The following is a 24,346-nucleotide window of genomic DNA, read 5'->3' as shown; positions in this document are numbered from 1 at the left end:
GATTCCGGAGTGCTATCCTGCTGCGATGAAACCTTCCGATAAAAGCGCATTCAGTCCCCGTCAGATGATCGAGCGACTGGTGTCCATTCCTACCGTTTCCCGGGACTCGAACCTCGAGTTCATCGAATTCGTCGAGAGCTATCTCGGCGCGCAGGGTGTATCCGCAACCCGGGTGAGCAATGCTGACGGCAGCAAGGCCAATCTGTTTGCGACGGTGGGGCCGATGGTGGCCGGTGGGGTGGTACTTTCGGGGCACACGGACGTCGTCCCGATCGATGATCAGGACTGGAGCAGCAACCCCTTTGAGGTCGTGGAAAAAGGGGGACGGCTGTACGGTCGCGGAACCTGTGACATGAAGTCCTTCTATGCCATCGCACTGGCTCTGGTGCCCGAGATGAACCGGCTCAAGCGGCCGATTCACTTTGCGCTGTCATACGATGAAGAAATCGGCTGTCTCGGCGCACCGGCACTGATCGAAGCCCTCACCCGCGCGGTGCCCGAGCCGGCGGCCGTGATCGTGGGTGAGCCAACCATGATGCAGGTGGTCGGCGCGCACAAGAGCATATTTTATTTCGAGACACGGGTGACCGGTCGGGAGGCGCATTCGAGCCAGCCGCATCGCGGTGTGTCGGCTGTGATGATCGCCGCCCGCCTGATTGCCTGGATCCATGAACGGCAGCGGCGCTGCGCCGAAGAGGCACCGGCGTCGGCATTCGAACCGCACCACACCAGCCTGCACTGCGGAGTAATCAGGGGTGGTACCGCACACAACATCATGGCCCATCACTGCGAATTCGTAACAGACATCCGCTGCATCCCGGGTGAGGAAGCCCGGGACTATCTGCGCGAGATCGAAGCGTTTGCACGCGAGGTACTCGAGCCGGAAATGCACGCCATCGATGCGAAAACGGGTATCGAATTCCGCATCCTCGCAGATGTCCCCGCATTCGCTGCGGCGGAGAACGATGCCGCTGTGGCACTGGCGCAGCACCTGACAGGTCAGAATGCCAGGGAATCTGTTTCCTATGGAGCCGAGGCGGGTCAGTTTCAGCAGGCGGGGCTGCAGGTGGTGATGTGTGGTCCGGGGAGTATCGATCAGGCGCACCAGCCGGATGAGTTCATTTCCTTAAGCCAGGTGGAAGCAGGTACCCGGTTCATGCGCCGCCTGATCGACTACCTTTCGGAGTAGTTGCCGGTCACCCGCTGGCGGTGATCGAACCAGCCTCCGTTCCAGGTTGCGAACGGCAGGCGGATCTCACAGTAGGGCTGGGATTCAGGCCGGCGGTTATGAGCAAACCCGACTTCCAGAGTCAGCGATCGATGTTCCCCGGGTTGCAGAGTGACCGGCGGAATCCGGCGCGGCGAGAACTGCCAGCGCTCATCTTCGGACCTGCAGGAAAGATAGAGTGTCAGTTCTCTGTCTGATGGGTTTTCCAGTGGGATGAGCATCTTCCATCCGCTCACCGAGGCGGTCAGATCGACATTTTTCGGCGCCAGCGCACGGGAAATTTCGAACAGGTCGTAGTTGTCGGACGGGTGCACGATGCCGGGTGCTTCCAGGGCGTCCGCGCGGACCACAGCGAAGCGGGTGGTCGAATCCCGCACGCTGACCATGAGGAAGTGATCGAAGCTGCCGGTTTCATCCTGGGAGAACGCGCCATCTGCAGCGGCGTTGGTCATCACGTAACCGATGCCGTCCCGCTCCACGAAGTGATAGTGATGATGGTGTCCGTAGAAGACATTGCGCACCGGGTAGCGGCGCAGCAGTGCATGCAGTTCCTCTGCCTGTTCTAGACTCGACGGGGGACGATGCATGAACACGAACAGATGCTCGGCCCGGCTGCGCGCCAGCCCTTCGGTCAGCCAGGTCAGCTGCGCTGTGTCGATGCGGGATTCGCTGTGCACACCGTCCGTGTTGAGCACGAAGAATTCGGCATTGCGATACCGGAAATTGTAGTAGAGGTCGCCCCAGATCCTTTTGTAGATCTGTTCGAATTCGGCGGTGGCGTGCCGTTCGGTGTCGTAGAGGTCGTGATTGCCCGGCACGGGCAGGAAGACCGTGGGTGCCAGGGGAGCAATCTGCCGGCGAAATCGCACCCACTGGGATTCCATCTCGTCGAGCCCGGCGACATAGCCTTCGACCATATCGCCGACCTGGATCACGAAGGCCGGTTGCAGCAGACGCACGTCGTCAATCATGCGATTGAATGTGGTCGGATCGTGGAACTGACTGTCGCCGAGCACCACGAAGTGGAATTCGTCTTCCGCAGGCTGGAGCGCCGCAATGGCGTCTGTCTCCGCAAGCGGGAGGGAGGCGCTCAGAGTTCCGGCCAGCAGTACACCGCATCGTGCCAGGACTCTCAGCATCCGGAGCGCATCTGCCCGGGCGCGACCGGCGCTCATCAGGCCTGGGTACAGGCCGGCGGGTTGCCTGCAGCCGTCGCGAATGCTTCGACCTGTCGCCAGACTCTGAGCAGGTTTCCGCCGAGGATCTTTTCGATATCAGCGTCGCTGTAACCGCGCTCGATCAGTCCCGCGATCAGGTTCGGATACTGGCTCACATCTTTGAGCCCGACGGGCAGGCTGTCACCCACACCGTCGTAGTCCGAACCGAGGCCCACATGGTCAATGCCGGCAAGCATCACGGCACGGTCGATGTGATCGAGTACGTCCGCCACCGTCGCGAACGGGTAGGGGTGCTCCGCACGGTAGTCGGCGGCGAACTTCTCGAGCAGCGGATCGTCTTCCTTCAGCCCCATTCCGGCAGCGAAACTCTGCGCAGCTTCCTGCAGTTTGCCGCCGTAACCATTGGCGTCGGCGGTAAGAAAACTGCTGCCGAAGTTGATCTGTATGACGCCACCGTTGGCCTTGAGCGCTGCGACCATGTCATCGCTCATGTTGCGGTGGAAATCCGGTGTGAAATGCCGCAGCGAAGAATGGCTGGCGATTATGGGCACTTCGGTCAGTTCGATCACCTGCCAGAAGGCGCGATCGGTTATGTGCGAGACGTCGATCATCACCCCCTGGCGGTTCATCTCGCCGATCAGTGTGCGACCGAATTCGGAGAGGCCCTGCCACTGCTCGTTCTCATCGTAAGAAGAGTCCGAGATATGGTTCGATTTCGAGTGGGCGAGGGTGATATAGCGGATCCCCCGATCCCGGAAATGCCTGAGTGTTTCGAAGGACCCGGCAATGGGTCCGCCATTCTCCATACCCAGTGGCAGTGCGATCCTGCCCTGACCCTTGAGGGCCGGCAGATCGGCGGCACAGGTAGCTACGGCAAATTTTTCGGGTGCGGCGGCAGCCAGCGCTTCCATGGAGTCGATCAGGCTGTTGGCCAGCTCACCGGCTTTACCCTCGGCGTCCACATCGGCCGGAATATAGATAGACATGAACAGCGCATCGAGACCACCGGCAACCGCTCGCGGGTAGTCGAAGTCCCCATCTTTCGTGGCTTTACTGACATCGGCGGGTGTTTCCAGGAGACGGTAGGGTACGTCGATATGGGTGTCGACGATCAGGTACTTCCGGCTCAGTTCCCGGGCTTTTGCCTCAGGTGCTACCGGCGCTACCGGAGCTTCCGCCGATCTGCTCTGGTCGGGCCCGGACGGGGCAGGTTGTCCACAACCCCCCAGCACCAGCAGTGTGGCCGCGAGGAATGAAAAAGGCAGGGGTCGATGAATACACTGCATCTTCGGCTTCCGGAATTTCGGAGGCGGCATGTTCACACGTGCCGGTAAGGGGTGACAAGGCGCAGGTCTCTTCTGTTCACGCCCCGGGTGCGCGCAACCTGCGGTAGAATGGCCGACCCCGAAAGCAGCGACCGAAGAGAATCATGCAGGCAGGTAAAGCGATCAAGCAGGAAGACCTGATTCAGAGCGTGGCGGACGCACTGCAGTTCATCTCCTATTACCATCCGGTGGACTTCATCCGTGCGATGCGCAGCGCCTGGGAGCGGGAAGAGGCGCCGGCAGCCAAGGCCGCCCTGACCCAGGTGCTCGTGAATTCGCGGATGTGCGCCATTGGTCGAAGGCCAATCTGTCAGGACACAGGCATCGTGATCGTGTTCGTGAAGGTGGGTATGGACGTGCGCTGGGATGCCACATTGAGTGTGGACGATATGATCAACGAAGGCGTGCGCCGGGCGTACGCTTTCCCCGACAACGTGCTGCGCGCCTCGGTACTGGCGGACCCGGACGGTAAGCGCACTAACACCCGGGACAACACCCCTGCGGTCATCCACTATTCCATGGTGCCTGGCGACAGGCTGAGTGTGGAAGTGGCGGCGAAAGGGGGCGGCAGCGAGGCCAAGGCGAAGTTCGCCATGCTGAACCCGTCGGACTCGATCGTCGACTGGGTGCTCAACATGGTGCCGGCCATGGGGGCAGGCTGGTGTCCGCCCGGCATCCTGGGTATCGGCATCGGCGGTACGCCCGAAAAGGCCATGCTGATCGCCAAGGAGTCGATGATGGACGCCATCGACATTCAGGAGCTGAAGGCGCGGGGACCTTCCAGCCATCTCGAAGAGCTTCGCCTCGAGATTTTCGACAAGGTCAACGCACTGGGTATCGGCGCCCAGGGCCTTGGTGGCCTGACCACGGTGCTGGATGTGAAGGTGCGCGAGTACCCCACCCACGCGGCGAACAAACCCGTGGCGGTGATTCCGAACTGCTCCGCCACCCGCCATGTCCATTTCACCCTGGATGGCTCCGGCCCCGCCCGCTTTGAAGCCCCCGATCTCGATGAGTGGCCGGACATTGACTTCGATCTCGGGGCCGATGTGCGCAAGGTGGATCTCGATACCCTCACCCCGGAAATCGTGCGCACCTGGAAGACGGGCGACACACTGCTGCTTTCCGGCAAGCTGCTGACCGGCCGGGACGCGGCGCACAAGAAGCTGGTGGACCTGCTCGAGAAGGGCGAACCGCTGCCGGTCGATTTCCGCAACCGCATGATCTACTACGTCGGTCCGGTGGATCCGGTGGGCGATGAAGTGATCGGACCGGCAGGGCCCACCACGGCGACCCGAATGGACAAATTCACCCGCCCGCTGCTCGAACAGACCGGCCTGATCGGCATGGTCGGCAAGGCGGAGCGGGGACCGGCGGCAATTGAGGCGATCCGCGATGCGGGAGCGGCCTACATGATTGCGGTGGGCGGTGCCGCCTATCTGGTCGCCAAGGCCATTACCCGGTCGACGGTCATTGCCTTTCCTGAACTGGGCATGGAGGCCATTCACGAGTTTGTGGTGAAGGACATGCCGGTGACCGTTGCCGTCGATTCGAAAGGCGAATCGGCGCACCGTCTGGGTCCGCAGATCTGGTCAGGAAAAATTGCCGAACGGATCGCCGCCAGGGTGGTCTAGAGCAATTCAGGTCGAGTCAGCAGACCAGCAGAGAACCCTTGCTGGGATACATTACAGAAGAGGAAGGGCATGATTACACGCAGACGCATGATCCTGAGCACCGGTCTGGGACTGGCGGGGAGTACGCTTGCTCCGGGTGTTCTGGCTGCCGCGTCCACTGCTGCACCGCGACTGCCCAGCGAAGCGGATGAGTCGGACCTCATCTACCTGTCACCGGTTCGAACCGACGGATCCTTGAGTCGCTGTCAGGCGGAAGTCTGGTTCATCCGGGAGGGAGACGACCTCTACGTGGTGACTGCGGCAGACGCCTGGCGGGCCCGGGCGGTAGAACTTGGTCTCACGCGGACGAAGGTGTGGCTGGGTGATGTGGGTGTCTGGGCGGACAATCCCGGCTACCAGCAGCTGCCGCAGCGGGACATGACCGCAAGCCTGGTTTCCGATGCCGGTGTCCATGCCCGGGTGCTGGATGTATTCGGCGGTAAATACCGCCTTGAGTGGGTGATCTGGGGCCCGCGCTTCCGCAGGGGACTCGCGGATGGTTCCCGGGTGTTGCTGCGTTATCAGGTTGCCTGATCGGGCGTTTATCTGATCGGGCCTGTACCTGATGGTCCTGTCCGCTCAGCCGACAGAGCTTTTCGGTTTGTCCGGACTCCATTGTCCGGACTCCGGCCCGACCCGTACGGTCGCACCGGAGATTGCGCGCGGCTGCCCGCGCGCGACAGCCGGTGTTGTGCCTACTGCCTGGCGACGCCGGACACCACCACGGTGACGCGGCGGTTCTTGGCGCGACCTGCATCGGTGTCGTTGCTGGCGACCGGGCGTGACTCACCGTAACCCACGGAGCTGAGTCTGGAGCGCGGGATACCGGAGTTGGTCAGCGCTTCCAGCACAGCAGCAGCCCGACGCTGGGACAGATTCTGGTTGTAGTCCTCCGCGCCGCGGCTGTCGGTGTGCCCTTCGATGACTGCACTGGTGCTCGGATATTCGCGCAGGAACTTGAGCAGTTCCAGCATCTCCTGGAAGGCCACGCCGGTGATCTCGGCGGAGTCGAAGCCGAATTCAACGGTAAGGTTGAAGGAGACGGGCTTCTCTATCACGACTTCGCAGCCTCGGGCATCGACTTTGGCGCCGGCCGGGGTGTTGGGGCAGTCGTCCCGGTGATCCGGCACGCCGTCGCGGTCGCTGTCGAGCGGGCAGCCACGGGCATCGACTGAGACACCGGCGGGGGTATTGGGGCAGGCGTCCCGGTCATCGGTCACGCCGTCGCCATCGGAATCGACCGGAGCGGGTGCGGCCACCATCGGAGCCGGCTTGGCACCGCCGAGGATGAAGCTCAGGCCTGCGGTCGCCATCGGTGAAAAACTGTCGGCACCATTGTGGTAGACGCCGCGCACATCGGCGCGGAACGCGAGACGCTCGGTCAGGTTGGCGAAGAATCCGGCACCGAGGTTGAAGAGGCTGTCCATCTCCTTGTCCTGCAGCCCGTCATAGCGGAATTCCGCGCGGCCTGCGCCAGCGGTCAGGTAGGGTTGCCAGTTCACGCCCGGACCGATGGAGCGGATGACGTTGACGGTCCAGTAGTCCACATCACCTTTGGTGCGGGTGCCGCCGACTTCGACTTGCGGTTTGAAGTCGAACAGAGTGGCTTCCAGCGCCCAGTTGTCGGTGATACCGAATCCGATGCCGCCACCAAAACCGGTGTCCGATCTGCGGATGTCCAGGTCTGAAGGACCGTCGTACTCCGCGCCGAGCACGGACAGAAACAGCTGACTGTCTTTGGGTCCATGCTCCTGGGCGGTTGCCGGCAAAGCGCAGGCAAGCAGGCCCGCCAGGCTGATCAGTTTGAACGATGAACGCATCGGTCGCTCCTTAATAAAGTTCTGATTATTGAGATTCGGGAGTCGTGAGGGACAATGGCGGGCAATATACACTTTTTCTGCACCTTGTCTCCATTAAATCTCCATTTAATCCCTGGCAGCCCTCAACTGGCTGACCGTGCGGATGATTCCCGCTCACCGTGCACGAAAGACCTACCGGGGCACCCGCAGGTCACATCAATCAGGCAGGAAGGCGATAGATCCGCCTCGCGGTGCCCGCAAACAGCGCCTGCTGCTCGGTCTCAGAGAAGCCTGCCGCGAGCTTCTTCATGGCATTCCAGTACACGGCATAGGACACCGAGCGCTTGTCCACCGGGAAGTTGCTCTCGAACATGCAGCGCTCCGGCCCGAAGGCGTCGATGGTGTGCAGATAGTAGGCGCTCTGGGCGGCAACCAGTTCGTCCGAACCGGCTGGAGTCGTCCGCCTGTCCCAGCCGAAGCCGTTGTCCGGCATCGCCAGCCCGCCGAGTTTGGCCACCACGTTCGGACAGGCCGCGATTGCGGTGATGTCCTTCTTCCATTTTTCGAAGATGTCCTGGCGATGTTCCGCATAGGGCCCGACACCCAGTGGGGTACCGAAGTGGTCGAGCACCATGGTGGTGCCCGGCACGGCCCGGGCGAGCTCGGCAAAGGCGGCGTTCTGATGATGGTAGTGCCAGGTGTCGTAGGAATAACCGAGTTCCCCCAGACGGGTAAGCCCGCGGCGGAAGTCCGTGCGGCCATAGAGTCCTTCCGGCGCGCGTCCGGGAATGGTCAGGGCTTCAGGGTGCGGATCCCGGGCTCCGGCGTGGCGGATGCCGCGGAACAGACCCTTGCCCGCTGCTTTGTGGGCGGCGAGTACTGCATCGAGCTGATCGGGTGCGGTGAGGTCGGCGTGAGCAACGATGGCGGAGATTACCGCCTGATTGCCGTCGTTGCGGGCGCGACTCTCTGCGGCGACGGCGGCCACGAACTCTGTTTCACCGACGCAACGGAGCTGCTCCGGACCTGAGGTACGGTACTCCGCCCGGCATTCGACAAACACCGTCGCGGTGATCCGGTGACCCGACCCGGTATCCGCCCAGAGATCGCTGAGCAGGTAGTCGAAGCCTTCCCTCCGCCAGAGATGATGGTGCGGATCGACGATCTCACGCTCCGGGTCCAGAATTTCCTCTTCAACCTGTGCCAGCCATTCCAGGCTGCCGGGTACGGGATTAGCCATCAGCAGATTCCTCGTCTGATCAGATCAGGAAGCGGAGACCTGGGGGTTCGCAGGTTTCCTGGATGGGCCAGGATCATACACCCGCCTGCTCGGCTGAGGCCCATCGGTTCCGTGTGCCTGACCGATAAGGCATCATCCGTGCTGATAATGGAATCGACAGACAACCCGGGAAGACACAGCCTCGATGAAACGACTACTGATTGCCAATCGCGGAGAGATCGCCATTCGTATTGCGCGGGCGGCGAGCGCTATGGGACTGACTTCCATCGCTATGTACTCCGAAGACGATGCGGACTCCGCGCATATCGCAAAGACAGACGAGGTGGTGGCGCTGAAAGGTCGTGGTGCCCGCGCCTATCTCGACATCCCCCAGCTGGTTCAGATTGCGCAGCGCGTGGGCGCGGATGCGGTGCATCCCGGCTACGGCTTTCTCAGTGAGAATCCGGACTTTGCCGACGCACTCGAGGCGGCGGGTATCACTTTCGTAGGTCCGGCTACCGGAACCCTCAAGTGCTTTGGCGACAAAGTCAGTGCCAGAGCGCTGGCCAGCCGCTGTGGGGTGCCCGTACTCGCCGGCAGTGACGGGGCGGTGGACGTGGCAGGCGCGCAGCAGTTCTTTGCCTCTCTGGATCAGGGCCGCGCCATGCTCATCAAAGCCCTGGCGGGTGGCGGTGGCCGCGGGATGCGACTGGTGAATCAGGCGGCGGAAATTACAGAGGCCTTCGCCCGTGCATCGTCCGAGGCTGGGGCTGCGTTCGGGAATGCCCAAGTTTATGTGGAAGAGTTTCTGCCCCGGGCGCGACACATCGAGGTGCAGATTATCGGTGATGGTAGAGGCGCAGTCAGTCATCTCGGTGAGCGGGAATGCAGCATTCAACGGCGCCATCAGAAGCTGATAGAGATCGCACCGAGTCCGGGCCTGACCGCGCCGGTGCGGGAACAGATCGCGGCCGCTGCGGTGGCGCTGGCGGCTGCCAGCGACTACAGAAGTCTGGGAACCATGGAGTTTCTGCTCGCCGGTGAGCGCTTCTGTTTCATAGAAGGCAACGCGCGGCTGCAGGTGGAACATACGATCACCGAAGAGGTGCTCGGGGTCGATCTGGTGCGTGCTCAGCTCGAAATCGCGGCAGGAAAATCTCTGTCCGATCTTGGCCTGCTGCAGGCCGATGTGCCTGCGCCCAGAGGCTTTGCCATTCAGTGCCGGATCAATATGGAGACCATGGCCGCAGATGGCACGGCGCGGCCTGCGGGTGGCAAACTTGCCGCCTTCGATGTGCCCACCGGTCCCGGGATACGGACGGACACTTACGGCTACACGGGCTACCGGACCAATCCTGCCTTCGATTCGCTGCTGGCCAAGGTCATCGTGCACAGTCCCGCCCCGGGCTTTGCCGAGGCGGTGCAGCGCACCTACCGGGCACTGTGCGAATTCCGCATCGAAGGGGTGGCGACCAATCTGGATTTCTTAAAGAGCGTGCTGCGTCATGAACGGTTTGCCGCCCAGCGGATCGATACGGGCTTTATTGATGAGCATCTCGCCGCACTGCTCGACGGGGCTGACCATCCACGCCGGTATGCAGGGCAGGAGCCGCAGACGGCGAAGGCCGCAGGTGCAACCGGCGGTCGAGCACTGGCCGGAACCCGTCTGGCCAGTGCCGACCCGCTGGCCGTGCTCGATCATGGGCGCGGAGCAGCGGTGGCGGTTTCTGAACAGAGCGCAGCACTTGCGCTGGTCGAAGAGAGCGTGGCGGAAGGGCATCTGGCCGTTCAGGCACCCATGCAGGGCACCCTGGTCAGCGTCGAAGTCAGCCCGGGCGATCCGGTCTGGGCTGGCCGGACGCTCGCGATCATGGAAGCCATGAAGATGGAACACGAAGTGCGCGCGAGCGCGAGCGGCGTGGTGGTGCGTACAGGGGCCCAGGCGGGAGACACGGTTTACGAAGGTCACACCCTGCTGGTCATCGAACTCGGTGATGTTGATGCCGGCGCAGAAGGTACCCTGGCCGAGGTGGACCTCGACCACATACGGCCCGATCTGCAGGAGGTGTTCGACCGTCAGGGTGCGGGCCTGGATGAGAACCGTCCGGCAGCGGTCGCCAAGCGTCACGGTCGCGGACACCGTACGGCCCGTGAAAACGTTGCGGATCTGTGCGACCCCGGTTCCTTTATCGAATATGGATCGGTAGTGGTGGCAGGCCAGCGCCGGCGTCGCAGCATGGAAGATCTGATTCGCAATACCACCGGAGACGGCATGGTGTGCGGTATCGGTCACATCAATGGCGATCAGTTTGGCGAAGACAGATCCCGGGCGATGATCGTCTCTTACGATTACATGGTGCTCGCGGGTACCCAGGGCATGCTCAATCATGCCAAGAAAGACCGCATGTTCGAGCTTGCCGAGAAGTATCGACTGCCCACGGTGCTGTTCGCCGAGGGCGGCGGGGGTCGACCCGGCGATACGGATGGCTCGGGTGTGGCGGGGCTGGATTGTCTCGCGTTCACCTACTTCGCGCAGCTGTCGGGACTGGTGCCGATAATCGGTATCACCAATGGTCGCTGCTTCGCGGGTAACGCTGTGCTGCTCGCCTGCTGCGATGTGATCATCGCCACCGAAGGCTCGAACATCGGCATCGGCGGGCCTGCAATGATCGAAGGCGGAGGCCTGGGCATTTTCAAACCCGAAGAAGTCGGCCCGATGGACGTGCAGGTACCTAACGGGGTCGTGGATATCGCGGTAAAGGATGAAGCGGAGGCGGTGGCTGTCGCCCGTCAATACCTGTCGTATTTTCAGGGTGCGACAGAGCACTGGGAGGCACCCGATCCACGCGAACTCAGATTCATCGTGCCGGAAAACCGTCTCCGTTATTACGACATGCGGGCGGTGGTGGAAGGTATCGCCGATGTCGGCTCGGTGCTCGAAATCCGGCCGACCTGGGGTATCGGCATCATCACTGCCTTCATCCGGGTGGAAGGGCGTCCCGTGGGTGTCATTGCCAACAATCCCGGCCACCTTTCCGGCGCAATCGATGCACCGGGTGCAGACAAAGGTGCGCGCTTCATGCAGCTGTGCGACGCCTTCGATATTCCGATCCTGTCTCTCGTCGACTGTCCGGGCATCATGGTGGGACCGGAAATTGAGAAGACGGCCCTGGTGCGGCACGCCGGTCGCATGTTTGTGGTGGGTGCCAACATCGATGTTCCGCTGATGACCATCATTATCCGCAAGTCCTACGGTCTCGGTGCCCAGGCCATGGCGGGAGGCAGTTTCAAAGCGCCGATGTTCACGGTCACCTGGCCGACGGGGGAATTTGGCGGCATGGGTCTCGAGGGTGCGGTGAAACTGGGCTTCCGCAAGGAACTTCAGGCGATCGAGGATCCGGCGGAGCGGCTGGCGACATACGAAAAGATGGTGGCGGACAGTTACCGGCGCGGCAAAGCGGTCAACATGGCATCACACTTCGAACTCGATGACGTGATCGATCCGGCCCAGAGCCGGCATTGGATTTCCGGCGCGCTGAAGTCCCTGCCACCCAGGGTGCCCCGGGAACACAAGAAGCGGCCCAACGTGGATACCTGGTAGGCCAGGTTGCAGAAGGAATCTAAGCGGAGCTAAGGAACGAAAGGGGAAACATGAGCACACTGCCGACATCCGTGGTGATCACCGACGACTCTATGCGTGAAGGTCTGCAGATCGAGCGCGCCGATATCAGTGTTGAGACGAAACTGCGCCTGCTGGATGCGCTGGGGGATACGGGTGCCAGGGTTATTTCCATTGGATCTTTCGCGCATCCGAAGTGGACGCCGCAGATGGCCTGTATCGAGGAGATCGCCGAGCGCTTTGTGCCGAAGCCGGGTATCCTCTACACGGCAGCGGTGTTCAATCGCAAAGGCTTCGAACGCGCCGATCGCTTTTATCCGAAGATCAATGTGCGCAGAAAACGTTTCGGCACGCACGTGGAGCTCTGCGACACCTTTGCGAGGCGCAATTACAATCGCTCCCAGGCACAACAGATAGCCGCGATGGATGCCACAATCGCCGCCGCCTGTGAAGCAGCCGATGCGGGTACGGATCCGGTGCAGGGGGCAGTGGCTATCGGTAATCCTTTCGGCTCCAATTTTGAAGGACCTTTTTCTCTCGAGCAGCGTATGACGCTGCTTGAGCTGATGATCGATCGCTGGCATGACTCAGGTTTCGAAGTGCAACGCCTGTCCTTTGTGGAGGCGATGGGCTGGAACCTGCCGCATCAGGTGAAAGAGACGCTTGTGGCGATTCGTGAACGCTGGCCGGAAATCACGGATTTCCACATGCATCTGCACAACCAGCGTGGTCAGACCCTCACCAGCTACTACGAAGCCCTCAATCTCGGCGTGCGGGAGTTCGATACCTGCATCGGTGGTATGGGTGGCTGTCCTTACTGCGGCAACGGTCGCGCTGCCGGTCAGGTACCCACGGAAGATCTGGTCGATCTGTGCCATGAAATGGGGATAGAGACAGGCTACGACCTCGGTAAACTCATCGAAGCAGCAGCAGTCGCGGAAGAGGTGGTCGGGCATCCATTGTGGGGGCATGTTTCTAAATCCGGCCCGCGCCCCCGCGGCACGGCTCTGTACCCGAAGGACATGCCCTTTGTCGAAACCCTCGAAGAAGCGGCCCACTTCCGCAAGGGTGCGGCTGTGTATGCCGGACAGATTGCTCCCTGGGGGGAAGGGGATCCCCTGAGTGAATTACAGGGTTAGGGTCATCACAATCCGCAAGTCCGACACACAGGGTAACGGGCAACGGCTCAAAAGCGGTCAGGTATAAAGAAGGTAGAGCAATGAAGGGGATGTGCGCATGCCGGTACTGAATTCCGGCCTCGACATGAGAAGCGAGGCTTATCAACGTAATCGCGCCGACATGCTGGAAATGATCAGCGTGCTGGAAGATCTTCAGGAAGAAGCGGCGCGGGGTGGCGGTGAAGAAGCCGTGGCGCGCCTGCGTTCCCGCGGCAAGATGCCGATCCGCGAGCGGGTCGCCTGGGCACTGGACCCGGACACGCCCTTTCTTGAAATCAGCCCGATTGCCGCCTGGCGCTCACCCTTCGCGGTCGGCTCGGGTTTCGTGCTCGGCATCGGTGTGATCGCAGATACGGAATGTGTGATTCTCGGCCACGATCCTTCCGTTCGTGCCGGAGCATTCAACGCCTTTAATTCGAAGAAACTCATGCGCGGCCTGGAGATCGCCCGGGAAAATCGCCTGCCCTATGTGCAGTTCGTCGAGTCTGCAGGCGCCGACCTGCGTGGTGAGGACGGAGGCGATCCGGAAGCGGCCATTCAGCGCGAGGTAGGCCACTTTGCCGAGTCCGGGCGTCTGTTTTACGAGATTACCGAACTCAGCAAGCTGCGTATCCCCACCATCTCGCTGGTCTTTGGTGCATCAACCGCGGGTGGCGCCTACCAGCCGGGGATGAGCGACTACAACATTCTTATCCGGAAACAATCCAAGGTTTTTCTCGGCGGCCCGCCGCTGGTGAAAATGGCGACCGGCGAGGACGCCGACGAGGAAAGTCTGGGTGGTGCGGACATGCACTGCACGGTATCCGGACTCGGCGACTATCTGGCTGAAAACGAACTCGATGGCATCCGCTTGTTGCGTGAGGTGATGTCGCACCTGAACTGGCGCAAGCTCGGTCCCGGCCCCTCCCTGCCGGTTGATGAACCGGTGCACGATCCCGAAGGCCTGCTGGGTCTTGTCTCAAAAGATCTGAAACAGCCGTTTGATATCCGGGAGGTCATCTCACGGATCGTGGACGGATCCCGATTTGAAGAATTCAAACCCCTGTACGGCCCCACGCTGGTGTGCGGCTGGGCGTCCGTGCATGGATTCCCGGTAGGCATTCTGGGGAACAACGGGGCGCTGTTTTCAGAGTCTTCCGAAAAGGCCGCCCAGTTCATCCAGCTCTGTAATCAGATCGATGTACCGCTGCTGTTTCTTCACAACATCACCGGATACATCGTGGGAACCGACTTCGAACAGCGCGGCATTACCAAAAACGGCTCGAAGATGATCAATGCGGTATCCAACTCTACCGTGCCACACATCACCGTGATCGTCGGGGCGTCCTATGGTGCGGGGAACTACGGTATGAGCGGCCGGGCCTTCGGCACCCGATTCACCTTCATCTGGCCCACGGCAAAGATTGCTGTGATGGGTCCCAAACAGATGGCAGGGGTGATGAGCATCGTCGGACGTGGTGCCGCGGCGCGCCGCGGGATCGAGTTTGATGAGGAGGCGGATGCGCGGCGTGCCGAAATTGCCGAGCACTGGGCGGAAGAGCGTTCAAAGGGGCTCTTTGCGACCTCCCGGGTATCCGATGACGGCATGATCGATCCCCGGGATACCCGCACAGCCATCGGTTTCGCGCTGTCCGCCTGCCACAGCGGTACGGTAAAAGGCACCAAGGAGTTCGGCACATGGCGGATGTAAGTTTCAGACCAATCACCCGTCTGCTGATCGCCAACAGAGGTGAAATTGCGCGTCGGATCATGCGCACCGCGCGGGAGATGGGGATCGGTACCGTTGCCGTCTATGCGGATTCAGACGCCCATGCACCCTTTGTCAAGGAAGCGGATGTGGCCATCGCTCTGGGTGGCCGTACCTCACGGGAGACCTATCTCGACAGCAACAAGATTCTCGACGCCTGTCGCCGTACTGGCGCAGACGCTGTGCATCCGGGCTATGGATTTCTGTCCGAGAACACCGAGTTCGCGCAGGCGGTAACGGCGGCCGGCATGATCTGGGTTGGCCCGCCACCCGCCGCGATCGCCGCTATGGGAGACAAACTCTCCGCCAAACGTCTGATGCAGGAAGCTGCAGTGCCGACTCTGCCTGCAGTGGAACTGGCAGCCGGTGAGAGTCTCGCTTCAGCCGCGGAGCAGGTGGGGTATCCCCTGCTTGTGAAAGCTTCTGCGGGAGGCGGCGGACGTGGCATGCGGGTGGTGGAACGTGCGGAAGATCTGCAAGCAGCGGTGGAGGGTGCCCGGCGTGAAGCGGGCTCGGCATTCGGTGACGACACACTGTTCATGGAGCGCTGGCTGCCCGCCTGCCGCCATGTGGAAATCCAGATTCTCGGGGACCTGCACGGCAATCTGGTGCACTGCTTCGAACGCGAGTGCTCAATTCAGCGGCGTCACCAGAAGGTCATTGAAGAAGCGCCGTCGCCGGTGCTGACAGATGATCTGAGAGCACGGATGGGCGACGCTGCAGTCGCTGCGGGCCGGACCATCGGCTATGCCTCTGCGGGTACGGTTGAGTTTCTGGTGGACGGTGATGATTTCTGGTTCCTCGAAGTGAACACACGACTTCAGGTTGAGCATCCGGTAACAGAAGCGATTACCGGACTTGATCTCGTGCGGGAGCAGATCCGGATCGCGGAAGGGGAGCCGCTGGGCTACGACCAGTCCGCACTCACCATCACCGGTCATGCCATTGAGGCGCGACTCTACGCGGAAGACCCGGCCAACCGGTTTCTGCCCTCACCGGGGAAAGTTTCGGTGTGGGAGCCGCCCGCCACGCCTCGAGCACGCTTCGATTCGGGTATCGAGACCGGCACCGAAGTCGGCACCGAGTTTGATCCCATGCTCGCCAAAGTGATCGTGCATGCACCCACCCGACATGAGGCCGCGGCGCGACTTGCCAAGGTGCTGGCCGGCACCCGAATTCAGGGGCTTACCACCAATCGGGATTTCCTGGTGGCGACACTGCGCACGCCGGAGTTTCTGCGCGGGGATACCACCACGGATTTTATTGAGCGGGTGAACCCGGAACCCCGGCGCCGCATCGAGACAGAAGAACTGCACGAAGGGATGATCGCCGTCATCATCGAATCCCAGGCGAGACGGCGGGCGGCTGCGAAGGTGCTGAAATCCCTGGCCTCCGGCTGGCGCAATTCCTTCATGCCACCCCAGCGGGTGGCCTTCGTTCAAGGTGAAGAAACACTGATGGTGTACTACGCCCGAGGCCGGGACGGTATCTTCACCGTCAGCTTCGCGGAGACCCAGGGCGACATCCGCTATCCCGTGCGGGTGTATGCAGCGGGCGGTGGTGAGGTGGACATGGAGGTCGCCGGTCGTCGGATCAACGCCCGCCTTACAGCGGCAGGTCTGCGCTGGTTTGTGCACACCGCACGCGGTGATCTGACACTCGACGAGGCGCCCCGTTTTACGCTGCCTGGTGCGGGGGAATTTACCGGCGGACTCACTGCTCCCATGCCGGGTAAGGTGCTGTCTGCCGCGGTGAAGGCGGGTGATCAGGTACGCAAGGGCGAGCTGCTGCTGATCCTCGAAGCCATGAAGATGGAACATCGGATCAATTCGCCCGTCGACGGCACTGTGCTGGAGGTACAGGTTGGCGAAGGGGAACAGGTGGCCAACGGTCAGCTGCTGGTGATTGTGGAAGAAGCAGGCTGAGCACACCAGGCAGGCCGAAGGGACTCAAGCGAAAGCCAGGAGGCGTTCTGCCACACAGTCAGTCCAGCATGGTGGATGTCATCGAAGGCGTCCGGTATCCGCGAATGGCGCCGATTGCCTGCCCGCTCTGCGGTCGCGATATTGCGCCCCGCCGGATTCCGGCGGGGTTCGGTATGCAGACTTCGGTTGCCGAGTGCACTGAGTGCGCGCTCGCCTACCAGACCCCGCGCCCGACCGACGAAGCCTCGCAGGCCTACATGAACTGGCGCTGGTCGTCGGATGGCGGCTATGTCACGGATACACCGAAAAAAAGACGCTCGGCGCGACGCAAGCTGCTTCATGTCGAAGCGGTGCATCCCCGGCGGGGACGGCTGCTGGATTTCGGCGCCGGCTCCGGCGCCTTCGTGCGTGCCTGTCTTGACCATGGCTGGCGGGCCACGGGTGTGGAGCGCAGCGAAAGTGCGGTTGCAAGGGCGCGCGAGTACTACTCTGTAGACTTGGAAGCATCAATTCCCGATGGATTGTTCGATGTCATCACCCTGTGGGATGTGGTCGAACATCTCCGGGACCCCATTGCCCTGCTCACCGATCTGCGCGCGCACCTGCAGTCAGACGGTGTGCTCATTATGGAGACCGGCAACTACCACAACTGGCGCAGAGTTCTCGAGGGGGATCAGTGGGGCCTCTATCTTCTGGATCACCACTTCTATTTCACTCCCGACAGCCTCAGACAAACGGTTCTGCGCGCCGGTTTTTCGACTCTGGAGCTGCTCGATGTGAATCATGTGCGGCCGCCGTTGCGCAGGCTGCTCACGCGCCCCGGCTGGAGTGTGCGCGCCTGGCGGGCGTATCGGCAGGCGCGCCAGCGCTGGCCCGTCCACGGCGATATCAATGTGATGATCGTGTCCGTCCGCGCCTGAGCCTCCGGACAGCGCGCAGAGCCGCTGAGGGGGTTCAGTCGTCGCTGACCCAGGCTGCCTTGCGCTTCTCACGGAATGCCGCCATGCCTTCCGCGCCTTCCTCCGATGCGAACAGCCGTCCGCTCCAGGGGGCGGTGAGCTCGAAAGCGGCTTCCCGGTCGAGTTTCGGGACTTCCCGCACCAGCTTCTTGCACTCGATGACCGCATTGGGTCCGCCCAGGCGGATCATGTCGATCTCTTCCTGCACGGCGGCTTCCAGTTCGCCCGCTGCGACCGCACGGTGCACCAGCCCCATGGTGACTGCCTGTTCACCGGTGAACCGCTCACCGCTGAGAAAAAGTTTCATCGCGTGATGGCGGCCGAGTTTCGGCAGGCAGACCACCGAGATCACCGCCGGTATCACTCCGATGCGGACCTCACTGAAACTGAACTGTGCGTCCGCCACAGTCACTGCGATATCCACGGCACCTACCAGACCCAGCCCCCCGGCAAAGGCCGGGCCATTGATGGCGGCGATGACCGGTTTCGGACTGTCCTGTATGGCGGTCAGCAGATCAGGGTAGGAGACCTGACGGCTCGCCGGCAGACCCCGTTCGTCCTTCAGATCCGCGCCGGAACAGAAACCGGAGCCGGCGCCGGTGAGCACAATCGCCCGCACCCGATCGTCGGCGTTTGCCGCCGCCAGATGTTCGAAGACTTCGGCGATGAGCAGACCGGAAAGCGCGTTACGGCGCTCCGGCCGGTTCAGGGTGATCCAGGCAGCCCCCTTGCGGAGGTCGTACCTGGTGGCTTCCGTAGTGGGCATGGGTTGGATCTCCGCTGCTGTGGTACGCCCCTGCTGCAGATTCTGCAGCAGGGCGCCTGTACAACCATCACTGGTACTTGCGCATCTCCGCACGTCCCACCACCAGGTGATGCACTTCGTCCGGGCCATCGGCGATACGCAGGGTGCGCTGACCGGTATACATACCCGCCAGCGGCGTCCACTGGGATACCCCGGTCGCACCATGCATCTGGATGGCCTGGTCGATGATCTGGCAGACCCGCTCCGGCACCATGGCTTTGACCATGTGCACCCAGATGCGGGCTTCCCGATTACCGAGCACGTCCATGGCCTTGGCCGCTTTCAGCACCATCAGCCGCATGGCCTCGATTTCGATGCGTGCGCGGGAGACCACTTCGATGTTCTTACCGAGCTGGATCAGGGGCTTGCCGAAGGCTTCCCGGGTGGTGGCCCGCTTCATCATCAGGTCGAGGGCGCGTTCGGCCTGGCCGATGGAGCGCATGCAGTGGTGAATGCGACCGGGTCCCAGACGTACCTGGGAGATCTCGAAGCCGCGACCTTCGCCGAGCAGCATGTTGGCCTTGGGAACCCGCACATTGTCGAGCTTGATGTGCATGTGGCCATGGGGAGCGTCGTCGTGACCGAATACGTGCATGGGCCCGAGGATCGTCAGGCCGGGGGCGTCCATTGGCACCAGAATCTGGGACTGCTGACGGTGCGGAGGTGCATCCGGGCTGGTTTTTACCATGCAGATCATGATCTTACAGCGCGGATCTCCGGCGCCTGAGATATAGTATTTCTCGCCGTTGATCACCCACTCGTCGCCGATCAGTTCTGCCTTGCAGCCGATATTCTTGGCATCTGAGGAGGCCAGTCCGGGCTCGGTCATACCGAACGCGGAACGGATCTCGCCAGCCAGCAGGGGCTTGAGCCACTTCTCCTTCTGCTCCGGTGTGCCTACCCGCTCGAGCACTTCCATGTTGCCGGTATCCGGCGCGGAGCAGTTCAGTGTTTCGGATGCCAGGGGATACTTGCCGAGCTCCGCGGCGATGTAAGCGTAATCAAGGTTCTTGAGACCTTCTCCGGTTTCAGCGTCCGGCAGGAAAAAGTTCCACAGGCCGCTCTTTTTGGCCTTCGCCTTGGCACCGTCGAGCAGTTCGAGCTGGCGCGGATGGTAGCTCCAGCGGTCTTCGAGCCCCTCGGCCAGGCTGTAGAATTCATCGCTGATGGGGGCGACGTTCTCGGCGATGTGTTTCTTTACCGCGTCCAGGAGCGGTACTGCCGCTTCGGACATCGCCAGGTTGTTGAGATCCGAAGTGACGTCTTCTGCTTCTGCCATGGGGCCCCCTTGCAAGCTTTTGTGTAAGTGTTTTGAAGCCGTCGAGCATAGTCGGTTTGTGGAGACCAACTCAACCGGCAGGGGACAAATGGCAGAATGGGGCATGGCGCATCAGGGCGCCCGGCGCACCGCGTGCGTGCGCCCTGATCAGTTCAATACGGGATAGCCGCGATTGCGCAGGCAGTTCTTGACGACGCGATCGCGCTCCGAGACGCCATCCGCTGTTCCGCCGGCACCACCGAGCACCGCACCGGAGGCTGCCGACTCACCGACCCCTGAGTCACTCCAGATCGCGCCGAGCACAGCGCCCACCGCAGCACCTGCGGCAGCCCCGCCGGCTGCCTTTTTGCCGACCTGGACTTCATCCGCATAAGTGCGGCATTCCGCGAGATCCTGCTGGTACTTCGCCCGGTCAACGCCTTTCATATCGACGATGGGCCGGTTGCCGCAGGCGCTGCACAGCAGCAGGGCCATGGTTCCGAGGAGCAGGTACTTCATGGTGGTCTTCCTCCGGCTTTTATTCACGAGGCAGCGATCACGGCTCAGCGTCACGCGCGAATTGTAAGGAGACGTTTATAGCGTTGCCAGCTGAACGGCGGCTGAACCGGGAAACCAGAGAAAAAATTGAATTAATACAATGAGATAAGCAGATATAGATCATGCGCATCTCCTCACATCTTCGGGAACAGGACGCCACAGAGTCGCAGCTGAAGAGGAAGGAGAATGACCGCACCCCAGATCAAGAACCTTTTAACGTGACCCATAAGAAAAGTCCGCTAAGAAAGCGCCTGCTCTTCATTTTTCTGCCCCTCGCCACTTTCCTCAGCGGTTGCCAGTCCCTCGAACTGTCTGAAACCGAACTGACCTGGCAGGCGCTGCACGTCATGGATGTTGCGCAGACTCTGTCCGCTGCGCGGGATCCCTGCTATGAAGAGGATGCCTGGCTGACCAGGCGACTCATCGGAGCTCAGCCGGAGACAGGTGAAGTACTGCTGTGGGGTGTGGGTACCTCACTTGCGCATGCCTGGATATCAAACACCCTGGAAGATCGCGGAGCCCCGCGCTGGCTGCAGAAGACCTGGAGCTACGCGACCATCACCTCTTCAGGCTTTGCGGTGGCATCCAATCACGCAGAAGGTGTGCGGGTCTTTGGCAGCAACAGGTCAGTCGAAGGCTGCTATCTCTGATCCGGATCAGCCGGCGCTTGAGCGCTCCTCATGGTGCTGAGGTGCGGGATGCAGGTCATGTGGAGTATGCACATCCGCAAGTCCCTGGGAGACCGGATCCCAGCCGAAGAAGTCCTCGGCAATCCGGTAGAGCGATGGCACCAGAAACAGCGTGATGAACGTGGCAAACAGCACACCGAACGCCAGTGAGATCGCCATGGGAATGAAGAAACTGGTGGCAGGGCTGGGGCTCGACATGAGTGGCACCAGGCCGACGAAGGTGGTCACACTGGTGAGCAGGATCGGTCGAAAACGCACTACCCCGGCACTGAGCACCGCTTCTTCCAGGTCCATGCCTTCCCGACGTCGCCGATTGATGTAGTCCACCAGCACCAGGGATGCATTCACCACCACACCGGACAGCGCCACGATTCCCAGCGCTGAGAAGAACATGAGCTGATAGCCCAGCAGCCAGTGACCGACGATCGCACCCACCGCGCCGAAGGGAATCACACTCATGATCACCAGGGGCTGCAGGTAGGAGCGCAGCGGGATCGCCAGCAGGGTGTAGATCACGATCAGAGACAGCAGCGCTGCCTGAAACAGGGCGTTGAAGGACTTGGTACGTTCTTCCTGCTCACCGGCGAGTTGCACGCTCAGACCCGGATATTTCGCTTTGAGTTTCGGCAGAACCATCTGCTGAATGCTTGCGTTGATTTCTTCGGGAGAGATCGCGGAGCGATCGAGATCGGCGATCACATTGATCACCCGGCGTCCCTCCACCCTGCGGATCGTGGAGAAACCGCGCCCCAGATCGAACTGGGCCACACTGTGGAAGGGAACTTCGGTGCCCTGAGGGGTGCGGATGTACATGTCTTCCAGATTGCCGATAGAGGAACGTTCGGATTCCGGGTAGCGGACCATCACCCGCACATCATCCTGGCCGCGCTGAATGCGCTGAGCTTCCGAGCCATAGAAGGCGCTGCGGACCTGGGTCGCCAGATCGCTCAGCGTGATGCCGAGGTTCCTGGCTTCGGGAAGCAGGGTCAGTTTGATCTCCTGTTTGCCTGCGCGAAAGGAGTCGGTGATGTCGAAAACACCTTCGTAGCGACTCAATTCGGCGCGCAGATCCGCAGCAGCTTCACGAATGGTGTCGACGCTGCGGTGGGAGAGCTCATAGTTGATGGGCTCGCCGGCTGAAAAGGAATCGGCGGAGAAAGACAGCTTCACCGCGTCCGGAATGGCACCGACTTTTTCACGCCACATTCGGGTGACGACTTTTGCGCTCAGATTGTCCCGTTCTTCCAGGGCAACGAGTTCGATCACTACCTCGCCGAAGTGACTGCGGCCGGGGCGCTGCATGCTCGAAGGGCCGGAAGAACGATCGGCGAGCAGACCGATACTGGTGAAGGTGTTGTGGATCACTCTTTCCGCACCGGTCATCTCCCGCAGCTCTGCTTCGATCTCAGCGGCTGCGCGTTCCAGCTGCATCGCAGCGCGCGTAGTCACATCCACCGAAACCCCTTCCGGCATTTCCAGGGTGGCGTAGACCCGGTCGCCTTCGATCGAGGGGAAGAAGGTGAATACCACACGACCGCTGGCAATCAGTGCGAGGGCCAGAATCAGCACCCCCAGGCCGATTGCGCCGGTGATATAGCGGTTGTCGACTGCCTTGCGCAGCAAGGGCTGGTAGTGATGTTCCGCGATGTTTTCGAGCCATTTTGAAAGGCGGCCCTGCATTGTGTTCCAGCGCACGGAGAAACCCCGGGTTGCTTTCTCCCGCTTCCGGTGAGCCAGGTGTGAGGGCAGGATCAGCTGGGATTCGAGAATACTGCAGACCAGCGCGATCACGACCACCCAGCCGACGACGCTGAAAAAGCCCGCCATGCGTCCGGTGGCCAGGAGCAGAGGCAGGAAGGCCGCCATGGTGGTGAGCACCCCGAAGATCACGGGTATCGATACCTCCCAGGCGCCATCGATCGCTGCCTGTACCGGCGGCTTACCCATCTGTTCGTGTGCGTAAACCCGCTCACCCACCACGATTGCATCGTCCACCAGAATCCCCAGCACGAGGATGAAGGCGAGCACGGTCATCGAACTCATGGATATATCCGCGTAGGGGAACACGGCAAGGGTGCCGAGCAGGGCAATCGGCACACCGGCAGCCACCCACATGGCGATGCGGAATTTGAGGAACAGCGCGAGCACGATCACCACCAGCACCAGGCCGGAGAGGGCCATACCGTTGAGGGTGTCGAGTCTTGCCTGCAGATTGGCGGCTTCGTTGTTCCAGATCGAGATTTTCAGTCCCTGCGGCAGGGTGGTTTCGTAGCCTTTGAGGAAGGCGTGCACGTCGTCCGCCATGGTGATGGCGTCTTCCTTCCCCACTCTCCAGACTTTCACGATCACCGCAGGATTACCGTTGAAGCGTGCGGTGAGATCGCCTTCTTCGAAGGTGTCGCGGATGTCGGCGATTTCGGAGAGCATGATGCGGGTGCCGTCGTTGCGGGTCAGCACCACGATGTTTTCGAACTCTTCACCCCAGTAGGCCTGGCCCTTGGCGCGCAGGAGAATGTCGCCACCTTCGGTTTTGAGGGTGCCGCCGGGCATGTCCAGCGATGTGCTGCGAATCACCCGGGTTACCTGATCGAGGGTCAGGCCGTAGCGACGGAGGGTGTCTTCAGAAATCTCGATGGAGATTTCGTAAGGGCGTACGTATTTGAGCTCCACGGTTGAAATACCGTCCAGGGCAACGATTTCATCCCGCAGCTCCTTGCCGAGTTCCTTCAGGGTGCGTTCGCTGGTGTTGCCGTGCAGCGCGATCTGGAGTACTTCGCTGGTGATCGTGACCTTGGAGACGATGGGTTTTTCGGTCTCAACCGGGAAGGTATTGATTGCATCCACCTGGCTCTTGATTTCGTTGAGCGACTCGATCTGATCCGCGTCTTCGTAGAGCAGGGCCATCACGCTGCAGATGTTCTCCGAGGCGTTGGTCTGGATCTTTTCGATGCCCTCTACACCATCGAGTGCTTCTTCGACCCGGATGCAGACACCCTGCTCGACCTCTTCGGGGGCAGCACCAAGATAGGGCACGCTGATCGTGACCATCTTCACGTCCATGCTCGGGAATTCCTCCTGATGCACAGTGAACAGCGCCATGATGCCGCCGACCATCATCACGAACATCAGCAGATTCGCGGCAACCGGATTCTTGGTAAACCAGGTGATGGCGGTATGCATGGAGAG

Annotated in this window: 17 protein-coding genes; 9 read left to right on the top strand and 8 right to left on the bottom strand. The window is 61.4% G+C overall.

Annotated elements, in window-relative coordinates:
- Nucleotides 1-25: 25 nt before the first annotated feature.
- Nucleotides 26-1,189, top strand: a complete 1,164-nt coding sequence (gene argE / locus R3E82_08915; protein ID MEZ5550993.1) for an acetylornithine deacetylase — start codon at nucleotides 26-28, stop codon at nucleotides 1,187-1,189.
- Here argE and R3E82_08910 read toward each other — a convergent pair.
- Both R3E82_08910 and R3E82_08905 read right to left on the bottom strand, forming a co-directional pair.
- The gene (locus R3E82_08910) at nucleotides 1,174-2,367 is read right to left on the bottom strand and encodes a metallophosphoesterase (GenBank protein ID MEZ5550992.1); all 1,194 of its coding nucleotides are present in this window, start codon (nucleotides 2,365-2,367) and stop codon (nucleotides 1,174-1,176) included. The two genes, argE and R3E82_08910, sit on opposite strands and share 16 nt — an antisense overlap.
- Nucleotides 2,368-2,402: 35 nt before the next feature.
- On the bottom strand, nucleotides 2,403-3,692 hold the full coding sequence (locus R3E82_08905) for a dipeptidase (protein MEZ5550991.1): 1,290 nt from the start codon (nucleotides 3,690-3,692) through the stop codon (nucleotides 2,403-2,405).
- Nucleotides 3,693-3,835: 143 nt separating this feature from the next.
- Here R3E82_08905 and R3E82_08900 point away from each other — a divergent pair, with 143 nt between their 5' ends.
- A complete protein-coding gene (locus R3E82_08900; protein MEZ5550990.1) occupies nucleotides 3,836-5,365 on the top strand; it encodes a fumarate hydratase in 1,530 nt (509 codons plus the stop codon).
- 69 nt (nucleotides 5,366-5,434) lie between these two features.
- Nucleotides 5,435-5,938 (top strand): hypothetical protein, encoded by a 504-nt coding sequence (locus R3E82_08895; GenBank protein ID MEZ5550989.1) that lies wholly within the window; start codon nucleotides 5,435-5,437, stop codon nucleotides 5,936-5,938.
- Between the two features lie 161 nt (nucleotides 5,939-6,099).
- Here R3E82_08895 and R3E82_08890 read toward each other — a convergent pair whose 3' ends face one another.
- Nucleotides 6,100-7,224: an OmpA family protein gene (locus R3E82_08890; GenBank protein ID MEZ5550988.1), complete on the bottom strand. Its 1,125-nt coding sequence runs from the start codon at nucleotides 7,222-7,224 to the stop codon at nucleotides 6,100-6,102.
- Nucleotides 7,225-7,423: 199 nt separating this feature from the next.
- Nucleotides 7,424-8,443: an amidohydrolase family protein gene (locus R3E82_08885; GenBank protein MEZ5550987.1), complete on the bottom strand. Its 1,020-nt coding sequence runs from the start codon at nucleotides 8,441-8,443 to the stop codon at nucleotides 7,424-7,426.
- 184 nt (nucleotides 8,444-8,627) lie between these two features.
- On the opposite strand from R3E82_08885, the gene R3E82_08880 reads away from it, so the two are divergent.
- From R3E82_08880 to R3E82_08860, 5 genes are all read left to right on the top strand, one after another.
- Nucleotides 8,628-12,023, top strand: coding sequence for a carboxyl transferase domain-containing protein (locus tag R3E82_08880; GenBank protein MEZ5550986.1), 3,396 nt, complete (start codon nucleotides 8,628-8,630; stop codon nucleotides 12,021-12,023).
- Between the two features lie 50 nt (nucleotides 12,024-12,073).
- The gene (locus tag R3E82_08875; protein ID MEZ5550985.1) at nucleotides 12,074-13,180 is read left to right on the top strand and encodes a hypothetical protein; all 1,107 of its coding nucleotides are present in this window, start codon (nucleotides 12,074-12,076) and stop codon (nucleotides 13,178-13,180) included.
- Between the two features lie 97 nt (nucleotides 13,181-13,277).
- Complete coding sequence (locus R3E82_08870) at nucleotides 13,278-14,909, top strand: carboxyl transferase domain-containing protein (GenBank protein MEZ5550984.1); 1,632 nt, start codon at nucleotides 13,278-13,280, stop codon at nucleotides 14,907-14,909.
- Nucleotides 14,897-16,891: a biotin carboxylase N-terminal domain-containing protein gene (locus R3E82_08865; protein ID MEZ5550983.1), complete on the top strand. Its 1,995-nt coding sequence runs from the start codon at nucleotides 14,897-14,899 to the stop codon at nucleotides 16,889-16,891. The genes R3E82_08870 and R3E82_08865 overlap by 13 nt, the downstream gene beginning before the upstream one ends.
- 68 nt (nucleotides 16,892-16,959) lie before the next feature.
- A complete protein-coding gene (locus tag R3E82_08860) occupies nucleotides 16,960-17,811 on the top strand; it encodes a class I SAM-dependent methyltransferase (protein ID MEZ5550982.1) in 852 nt (283 codons plus the stop codon).
- 34 nt (nucleotides 17,812-17,845) lie between these two features.
- Here R3E82_08860 and R3E82_08855 read toward each other — a convergent pair whose 3' ends face one another.
- The 3 genes from R3E82_08855 to R3E82_08845 all read right to left on the bottom strand — a co-directional run bounded on the left by R3E82_08855 (nucleotide 17,846) and on the right by R3E82_08845 (nucleotide 20,432).
- A complete protein-coding gene (locus tag R3E82_08855) occupies nucleotides 17,846-18,616 on the bottom strand; it encodes an enoyl-CoA hydratase-related protein (protein MEZ5550981.1) in 771 nt (256 codons plus the stop codon).
- A gap of 67 nt (nucleotides 18,617-18,683) precedes the next feature.
- Nucleotides 18,684-19,934 carry an acyl-CoA dehydrogenase family protein gene (locus R3E82_08850; GenBank protein MEZ5550980.1) on the bottom strand — a complete coding sequence of 417 codons (1,251 nt, stop codon included), beginning with the start codon at nucleotides 19,932-19,934 and terminating at the stop codon, nucleotides 18,684-18,686.
- Between the two features lie 147 nt (nucleotides 19,935-20,081).
- Nucleotides 20,082-20,432, bottom strand: coding sequence for a hypothetical protein (locus R3E82_08845; protein ID MEZ5550979.1), 351 nt, complete (start codon nucleotides 20,430-20,432; stop codon nucleotides 20,082-20,084).
- A 257-nt stretch (nucleotides 20,433-20,689) separates the two neighbouring features.
- On the opposite strand from R3E82_08845, the gene R3E82_08840 reads away from it, so the two are divergent.
- Complete coding sequence (locus tag R3E82_08840; protein MEZ5550978.1) at nucleotides 20,690-21,121, top strand: hypothetical protein; 432 nt, start codon at nucleotides 20,690-20,692, stop codon at nucleotides 21,119-21,121.
- A 6-nt stretch (nucleotides 21,122-21,127) separates the two neighbouring features.
- On the opposite strand, the gene R3E82_08835 is transcribed toward R3E82_08840, so the two are convergent.
- On the bottom strand, nucleotides 21,128-24,340 hold the full coding sequence (locus tag R3E82_08835) for an efflux RND transporter permease subunit (GenBank protein MEZ5550977.1): 3,213 nt from the start codon (nucleotides 24,338-24,340) through the stop codon (nucleotides 21,128-21,130).
- Nucleotides 24,341-24,346: the final 6 nt, after the last annotated feature.

The organism is Pseudomonadales bacterium, from assembly GCA_041395945.1.
Classification (GTDB): domain Bacteria; phylum Pseudomonadota; class Gammaproteobacteria; order Pseudomonadales; family Azotimanducaceae; genus SZUA-309.
Note: the sequence above shows the minus strand (reverse complement) of the source record. Positions and strands in the feature narration are given on the sequence as shown.